This window comes from Mycobacterium sp. E2462, assembly GCF_001672685.1.
Lineage (GTDB): Bacteria > Actinomycetota > Actinomycetes > Mycobacteriales > Mycobacteriaceae > Mycobacterium.
This window is the reverse complement of sequence record NZ_LZKC01000366.1, coordinates 1-6,988: the sequence shown is the minus strand read 5'-3', so window position 1 is coordinate 6,988 and position 6,988 is coordinate 1. Positions and strand designations below refer to the sequence as shown.

6 protein-coding genes are annotated in these 6,988 nt (G+C 72.8%); 4 read left to right on the top strand and 2 right to left on the bottom strand.

Translation table 11 applies throughout. The features are described from left to right. Positions 1-340 (bottom strand): acyltransferase family protein (locus tag A5714_RS19355; RefSeq protein WP_369829458.1); only part of this gene is annotated, 340 nt, incomplete at its 3' end. A gap of 234 nt (positions 341-574) precedes the next feature. On the opposite strand from A5714_RS19355, the gene A5714_RS19350 reads away from it, so the two are divergent. Both A5714_RS19350 and A5714_RS19345 read left to right on the top strand, forming a co-directional pair. Continuing rightward, positions 575-1,855 carry a DUF3068 domain-containing protein gene (locus A5714_RS19350; RefSeq protein WP_068071479.1) on the top strand — a complete coding sequence of 427 codons (1,281 nt, stop codon included), beginning with the start codon at positions 575-577 and terminating at the stop codon, positions 1,853-1,855. Between the two features lie 21 nt (positions 1,856-1,876). Then, positions 1,877-3,601: a hypothetical protein gene (locus A5714_RS19345; protein WP_068287890.1), complete on the top strand. Its 1,725-nt coding sequence runs from the start codon at positions 1,877-1,879 to the stop codon at positions 3,599-3,601. Here A5714_RS19345 and A5714_RS19340 read toward each other — a convergent pair. Continuing rightward, complete coding sequence (locus A5714_RS19340; RefSeq protein ID WP_068287887.1) at positions 3,585-4,739, bottom strand: glycosyltransferase family 4 protein; 1,155 nt, start codon at positions 4,737-4,739, stop codon at positions 3,585-3,587. The two genes, A5714_RS19345 and A5714_RS19340, sit on opposite strands and share 17 nt — an antisense overlap. A 335-nt stretch (positions 4,740-5,074) precedes the next feature. Here A5714_RS19340 and A5714_RS19335 point away from each other — a divergent pair, with 335 nt between their 5' ends. Beyond that, a complete protein-coding gene (locus A5714_RS19335) occupies positions 5,075-5,860 on the top strand; it encodes a class I SAM-dependent methyltransferase (RefSeq protein WP_068287884.1) in 786 nt (261 codons plus the stop codon). A 45-nt stretch (positions 5,861-5,905) separates the two neighbouring features. Beyond that, on the top strand, positions 5,906-6,988 hold a 1,083-nt coding region (locus tag A5714_RS19330), incomplete at its 3' end, for an aldehyde dehydrogenase family protein (RefSeq protein ID WP_068287880.1).

Genomic DNA, 6,988 nt, shown 5'->3' with positions numbered 1-6,988 from the left:
ACGGCACATAGATCTGCGTCAGGGTCAGGTTGGCCAACCACACCGTCAGGTTCGCGTGGTTCGCGTCGGGCAGCAGGGTCAGGATCACCGCCACCGCGACCACGTAGGCGGGCATGATGCGCACCGCCCGCGATCGCAGATAGTGGCCCGTGCGGGGGCGCCTCGCCGCGCCGCGCGCCGCCGCGGCGTGCCCGCGCCACAGCAGGAACCCCGAGAGCGCAAAGAACACCGCGACAGCGAGGTCGAAGCGGCCGAACAACCGGCCGAGCACGCCGCTGGAGTTCCCGGTCTGGAAGGCGACATGGGTGACCACGACGCCCATGGCCGCGCAGGCGCGCATCCCCTCGACGGCGGGCAGGAAGCTGCGCACCCCGCCCACCTGCTGCCCGTCGCCCACCCGAACAGTTTGCCTGCGCGTACTCCCCGACCAACGGGCACGCCCGCGTTCGCAACAGGTTCGTAAGCGGGGGCCTTAGCTTCTGCTGTTAGGGTCAGACGAGTTTGCCCCGCTGCGTGCGCAGATGGGGTGCGTCGCGGCTGACGAGTCCAACGATCAAGGGGAGGGCACAGCAACGTGAACCGAGCAGTCATGTTGCGGTTCGCCGCATGCGGGATCATCGGACTCGGAGCCGCCCTGCTGATTGCCGCGCTGCTGTTGACGACCTACACGTCCAGCCGGATCACCAAGGTTCCGCTGGATATCGACACCACCTTGGTCGGGGACGGCACCGGGACCGCGCTCGACTCCGCGTCGCTGTCGACCGATCACGTGGTGGTCAATCAGAACGTGCCGCTGGTGTCCCAGCAGCAGATCAGCGTCGAGTCGCCCGCCAACGCCGACGTGGTGACGCTGCAGGTCGGAACGTCGGTGCGGCGCACCGACAAGCAGAAGGACACCGGGCTGCTGCTGGCCATGGTCGACACCGTGACGCTGAACCGCAAGACAGCGCTGGCCGTGTCCGACGACACGCACACCGGCGGCTCGGTGCAAAAGCCGCGCAACTTCAACGACGAGAACCCGCCCACGGCCATCCCGCTGCGCCACGACGGGCTGTCCTACCGGTTCCCGTTCAACACCGAGAAGAAGACCTACCCGTATTTCGATCCGATCGCGCAGAAGCCGTTCGACGTCAACTACGACAGCCAGGAAGACGTCAACGGTCTGACCACCTACAAGTTCACCCAGAACGTCGGCTACAACGCCGACGGCAAGCTGGTGGCCCCGGTGGCGTACCCGTCGCTGTACGCGGGCAACGAGGACGGCAAGTTCACCGCTTCGGCGTCGATGTGGGGCATCCAGGGTGGCGACCCGAACGAGCAGATCACCATGACCCGCTACTACGCGGCGCAGCGCACGTTCTGGGTGGACCCGGTGTCGGGCACCATCGTCAAGAAGACCGAGCACGCCGACCACTACTTCGCCCGTGACCCCCTGAAGCCGGAGCTCACGCTGGCCGATTACAAGGTCACCTCCAACGAGGACACCGTCGAATCGCAGATCAACGCGGCGCGTGACGAGCGCGACCGGGTGGCGCTCTGGTCGCGGGTGCTGCCCATCACGTTCACGGCGGTGGGCTTGATCGCGCTGGTCGGCGGCGGGGTGCTCGCCTCGTTCAGCCTGCGGACCGAGAGCGCGCTGACGGACCCCGGCCTGGACCGCGGCGAGCAGGACTTCTTCGGCCGCAGCGGTCTCGAGGAACCGGTCCCGGGCGCCGAGGCCGAGACCGAGAAGCTGCCGACCCAGCGCACGGAACCGGATGCGCCGGGGGCCGATCCGCCGACGCTGGGCGCCGAGGAGCTCCCCGAGTCGGGGCCGCCCGAGCCCCATCCGCCCGGCCCGACCGACCGCGAATAACCCGGCGCGGGTGCGTTGACCCTGCGCTGGACGCGTCCCGGTTACGCGCTGTTGTTGGCGCTGTTGGTGACGGGCCCGCTGCTGGCCCCCGGCTACCTGCTGCTGCGCGACGCGGTGTCGACGCCGCGGTCGTACCTGTCCGACACGGCGCTGGGGCTGACGGCGGCGCCGCGGGCGACGCCCCAGGACTTCGCTGTCGCGCTGGCCTCGCGCGTGGTCGACGGTGGGGTCGTGGTCAAGGCGCTGCTGGTGCTGGGGCTGTGGCTGGCGGGGTGGGGCGCGGCGCGGCTGGTCGCCGTCGCGCTGCCCCCGGCCGGCGCACCCGGCCAGTTCGTCGCGACGACGCTCGCGGTCTGGAATCCCTATGTCGCCGAGCGGCTGTTGCAGGGCCACTGGAGTCTGCTGGTCGGTTACGGCTGCCTGCCCTGGGTGGCGACGGCGATGCTGGGGTTACGGGCCGACCGCGGGGGGGTGTTCGGTTTCGCGGCGCTGGCGTTGTGGATGGCGCTGGCGGGCCTGACGCCGACCGGTCTGCTGCTGGCCGCGACGGTCGCGCTGGTGTGCGTGGCCGCCCCGGACGCCGGCGCGGTCGCCGCCTGGCCGCGGTGGCGGTGCGCCGCCGGGGCGCTGGGTGCCGCGCTGGTGGCGGCGCTGCCCTGGCTGGTCGCGTCGGCGCTGGGCTCGTCGCTGTCCGCCCACACCGCCGCGAATCGGCTCGGCGTGACCGCGTTCGCGCCGCGCGCCGAGCCCGGGCTGGGCACGCTCGGCAGCCTCGCGAGCCTGGGGGGAATCTGGAACGGGGAGGCGGTGCCGGGGTCGCGGGCCACGCTGTTCGCGGTGTCGTCGGCGGTGGTGCTGGTGGGTGTGGTCGCGGTGGGCCTGCCGGTGGCGGTGCGACGCCCGGCGGCCGTGCCGCTGCTGGCGCTGGCCGCTGTGGCGGTGCTGGTGCCCGCCGCGTTGGCGACCGGCCCCGGCCTGCAGGTGCTGCGCGCCGTGGTGGACGCGGTGCCCGGCCTCGGCGTGCTGCGCGACGGGCAGAAGTGGGTGGCGCTGGCGATGCCGGGGTACGCGCTGGCGGCGGGGGGTGCGGTGGTGACGCTGCACCGTCGGCTGCGACCGCTGGGTTCGCCGGTCGCCGCCGCATTCTGCTGCCTCGCGCTGCTGCTGGCGCTGCCCGACCTGGCCTGGGGCGTGTGGGGGCAGGTGTCCCCGGTGCGCTACCCGCGCGGATGGACCGCCGTCGCGGCGGCGATCAACGCCCGTCCCGGGCCCGTCGCGGTGTTGCCCGCGGGGACCATGCGGCTGTTCGCATGGGCCGGGCCGGCCCCGGTGCTCGACCCGCTGCCGCGCTGGGTGCGCGCCGACGTGCTGTCGACCGGTGACCTCGTGATCACGGACGTCACCATCGCCGGCGAGGGTAACCACGCCCGGGCGATCCAGCAGTTACTGCTGAGCGGGCCGGAGCCGGCCGTCCTGGCCGCGGCCGGGGTGGGCTGGCTGGTCGTCGAGTCGGACAGCGCCGGCGACATGGGCGCGGCCGCGCGCACGCTGGGCGGGCTGACGCCGGTCTACCGCGACGGCGAGATGGCGCTGTACCGGATCGGCGGCGACGCCGCCGGCGTTCCGGCGGGGCGCCGCGCGGCGACGGTGCTGGCCCATGCGGCGTGGTTGGCGCTGCTGCTGGCCGGCGGCGTGGGCGCGGCGGCCGGGGCGTGGCGGCGCCGGGGTCCTACACCAGTCCGCTGACCGTGCGACCGGCCCGGACGACGCCCAGCACCACGCGCATCGCGTCGGCGCTTTGCTCCCACGAGAACTCGCCGCACCGCGCGAGCGCCTTGGCGCCCAGTTGATCGCGCAGCACCGGATCGCCGAGCAACCCGTCGAGCCGGTCCACCAGCTCGGCGTGGCTATCCACCAGGATTCCCGTCACCTCGTCGACGATCGAGTCCGCGAGCCCGCCCGAGGAGCGGTAGCCGATGGTCGGCACCTGGTGCTGGGCGGCCTCCACCACGGCCAGACCCCAGCCCTCCTTGCGCGACGGCAGCAGATGCACCCACGCGGCCTGCAGCAGCCGGTGTTTGGTGACGTCGTCAACGTGGCCGTGGAAGGTCACCGCGTCGGCGATGCCCAGCCGGTCGACGTGCGCGACCAGGCGCCGGCGCCACCAGCCGTCGCCGACGACGTCGAGGCGCAGGTCCGGCATTCGCGGCAGGAGTTGCGCGACCGCCTCCAGGGCGTCCTCGATCTGCTTGTGCGGCACCAGCCGCGACAGCACGACAGCGCGCGGCGCGGCCGCGCGCGGACCCGACAGCGACTCCGCGGGCGCCTGATCGAGGCCGTTGCGGACGACGGCGATCTGCGCGGCGTTCACGCCCAGGGCGACCAGGTCGCGGGCTGACGGCAGGGACACCGTCACGTACTGGCTGCGCCGGTTCACCCGCGGCGACAGCGTCGACTCCACGAACCAGCCGAGCCGGCCCAGCACCGGCCCGGCCACCGGCCACTGCTCGCGGTGGCAGTGGTGCACCAGCACCACCACCCGGCGGCCGTAGACCAGGCGGGCCAAAAACGGCAGGCCGTTCTGGGTGTCGACGACGACGTCCGGGCGCACCCGCCGCAGCGGGCCGAGGCCCAGTCTCGCGGCGGCCATCGCCAGCAGCGCCCAGACGTAGACCGAATACCGGCCGCCGACCCGGTCGATGCGCACGCCGTCGACGACCTCGCGGCGCGCCGCGCCGGGGTAGCGGGCGGTGCGCAGGGTGACGGCGATCCCGGACGCGGCCAACTGGGCGCCGATGCGCTGCAAGTAGGCTTCGCTGCCCCCGCCCTGCGGGTGGCCGGTATCGCGCCAGCACAGCAGCAGCACGGAACGCAGTTCGGACATCGGTCGCCAGCCTAACCGGCGGTGCCGCATTGTCCGGCCGTCCCCGGCCCGCGTGACGCGGCGCGGCCTGGGATCGAGCCCGGCGGCGCGGGCGGGGGATCGAGCCCGGCGGCGCGCCGAGGACGGCCCGGGGCATTGGCGAAGTGCCCGCCTCGTAGCGACAACACAGCGACAAGCGCCTCCCGCCGGGCGATGACCCTCGGCGCGGCGCCGTGCTAGGTCCCGTTGTCGCTGCGAGGCGGGCACTTCGCACACCACTCCCCACCCGGCCCCGCTGTCGCTGCGAGGCGGGCACTTCGCGCACCACTCCCCCGACCGTGCGTAGGGTTTCGTCGGTGGCCCATCCCCCGTCCCCGACGCGCGTTTTCGCGCGGCGCGCGACGCTGGCGCGCTCGGTGCGGCTGCTGTCGGAATTCCGCTACGAGCAGTCCGACCCGGCCCGCTTCTACGGCGCGCTGGCCGCCGACACCGCGGCGATGGTGGCCGACCTGTGGCAGGCCACGCGTGACGAACCACCGGCGGGCCGCACGGTGCTCGACGTCGGCGGCGGCCCCGGCTACTTCGCGGCCGCGTTCACCGACGCGGGGTTCCGCTACGTCGGCGTCGAGCCGGACCCGGGCGAGATGCACGCGGCCGGCCCGGCGCCCGGCACCGCGGCGAACGCCGGCACGTTCGTGCGGGCGTCGGGCATGGCGCTGCCGTTCGCCGACGACTCGGTGGACATCTGCCTGTCGTCCAATGTCGCCGAGCACGTGCCAAGGCCGTGGCGGCTGGGCGCCGAAATGCTGCGCGTGACCAAGCCGGGGGGCCTGGCGGTGCTGTCGTACACCGTGTGGCTCGGTCCCTTCGGCGGCCACGAGATGGGCCTGACCCACTACCTGGGCGGCGCCCGCGCGGCCGCCCGCTACGCCCGCAGGCACGGGCATCCGCCCAAGAACAACTACGGGTCGTCGTTGTTCGCGGTGACCGCCGCCGCGGGCCTGGACTGGTCGGCCAACACCGGGGCCGCGGTGGCCGCTTTCCCGCGCTACCACCCACGATGGGCGTGGTGGCTGACCTCGATACCGGTCGTGCGCGAGTTCCTGGTGAGCAATCTGGTGCTGGTCCTACAACCCCAATAGTGAAACGTGTTCTCGTTTGGCGTCGGCTTGGGTAGGGTGGCGCCCATGAGCGACGCTACAACGGAGTACGACAAGCTATTCATCGGCGGCAAATGGACGGAACCGTCGACCTCCGAGGTCATCGAGGTGCACTGCCCCGCGACCGGTGAGTACGTGGGCAAGGTGCCGCTGGCGGCGGCCGCCGACGTCGACGCCGCGGTCGCCGCCGCGCGCGAGGCCTTCGACAACGGCCCCTGGCCCAGCACGCCGCCGAAGGAGCGCGCGGCCGTGATCGCCAACGCGCTCAAGGTCATGGAGGAGCGCAAGGACCTCTTCACGCAGCTGCTCGCGGCCGAGACGGGTCAACCCCCGACCAGCGTCGAAACGATGCACTGGATGAGCTCGATCGGCGCCCTGAACTTCTTCGCCGGCCCGGCGGCGGACCAGGTCAAGTGGAAAGAAACCCGCAACGGCGGCTACGGGCAGAGCATCGTGTACCGCGAGCCGATCGGCGTGGTGGGTGCGATCGTGGCGTGGAACGTGCCGCTCTTCCTGGCCGTCAACAAGCTGGGCCCGGCGCTACTGGCCGGCTGCACCGTGGTGCTCAAGCCCGCCGCCGAGACCCCGCTGAGCGCCAACGCGCTGGCGGAGGCCTTCGCCGAGGCGGGACTCCCCGAGGGCGTGCTGTCGGTGGTGCCCGGCGGCGTCGAAACCGGCCAGGCGCTGACCTCCAACGCGGGCGTCGACCTGTTCTCCTTCACCGGCAGCTCCGCCGTCGGCAAGGAGATCGGCCGGCGCGCCGCCGATCTGCTCAAGCCGTGCACCCTGGAACTCGGCGGCAAGTCGGCGGCCATCGTCCTCGACGACGTCGACCTCGCCGCCGCCATCCCGATGCTGGTCTTCTCCGGAATCATGAACACCGGGCAGGCCTGCGTGGCCCAGACCCGCATCCTCGCCCCGCGGTCGCGCTACGACGAAATCGTGGACGCCGTCGGCAATTTCGTGCAGATGCTGCCGGTCGGCAAGCCGGACGACCCGGCCGCGCAGATCGGCTCGCTAATCTCGGAGAAGCAGCGCGCCCGCGTCGAGGGTTACATCGCCAAGGGCATCGAGGAGGGCGCCCGCCTGGTGTGCGGCGGCGGCCGCCCC

What these genes read in the sequence shown, in the direction of transcription:
- A5714_RS19340 (WP_068287887.1), bottom strand. Translation starts at nt 4,739, where the DNA reads ATGTCCGAACTGCGTTCCGTGCTGCTGCTGTGCTGGCGCGATACCGGC.